Origin of the sequence: Streptomyces sp. NRRL S-646, assembly GCF_000720765.1 — a bacterium.
Classification (GTDB): domain Bacteria; phylum Actinomycetota; class Actinomycetes; order Streptomycetales; family Streptomycetaceae; genus Streptomyces.
Genome location: NZ_JODC01000083.1, coordinates 1 through 849, shown reverse-complemented (window position 1 = coordinate 849; position 849 = coordinate 1). Strand labels below are relative to the sequence as shown.

Sequence of the window (849 nt, the reverse complement as noted above, 5' to 3'; positions counted from 1 at the left end):
CGAACTGGCTGCGCTGCGGACGGCACGGATGGACGCCGCCATCCGCGAATCGACCAGAGTCGTCGCCGAGGATCTCGGCGTCGCCCCGGAGACCGTCGGCCCCCGGATGGTGGCCGTCGCGGCGACCGCCATCATCATCGAGCTCTTCACCGGCACCCAGGAGTCCGACCTCGAACAGGCCGCGGTGGTCGCCCTGCGCCTCATTGAGGCGGCCATCGAGTCCCTTCCTCGGGACGCCGGCTAGCGCCGGGTGTCCTTGGGTTTTCGGCCAGTTGCGGCGAAGGGGGCGCCTCCCGGCCGAAGGCTGGGCGAGCGTGCATGGGGGCACCTCCCGCCCCCCTTGGGGCCGGGGGAAGCGTCGCGACGGGGCGAAGGTTGCCTGCCGCGGCATTGGCACCGCACGCCGGCTCTCCGCACTTTCAGGAGTGGTGCACCCCGTGGGCGAAAGCGCGAGCGGTCACCAGGGGTAGGAGCGCCAGGGCCGCGGGGATCGCGAAGGCGAGGCGGAACGCGGGGTGGGGTGTGGGCCGGGTCCGGGGTGTGTCTGGGGGCCCGGGAATCGACCAGCGGGAGCAGGGCTGCGGGCCGGGGGTCACTGGGGGTGGTTCACGTGCCGGGGGCGGGGTGCGCTGCCGGCGTCCGGTGGTGCGGCCGGTCGGCGTCGCCCGGGTGAGCTGGAGCGCGGCGGGGCGGGGCTGGTGCGGTGTCCGCGCGGTGTGGTGCGCAGCGGTACGGCTCGGTGATGATGGCCCGACGGTCTCCGGGGCGACGCCGAGATCCTCGGCGACGACTCTGGTCGATTCGCGGATGGCGGCGTCCATCCGTGCCGTCCGCAGCGCAGCCAGTTCG

General features: G+C 74.2%; 2 pseudogenes. One reads left to right on the top strand and one right to left on the bottom strand.

Going from position 1 to position 849, the window contains the following annotated elements:
• Positions 1 to 244 (top strand): annotated as a pseudogene (locus IH68_RS0148975) (cell wall protein); the annotation flags it as partial.
• A gap of 175 nt (positions 245 to 419) precedes the next feature.
• On the opposite strand, the pseudogene IH68_RS57585 reads toward IH68_RS0148975, so the two are convergent.
• A pseudogene (locus tag IH68_RS57585) lies at positions 420 to 849 on the bottom strand (hypothetical protein); the annotation flags it as partial.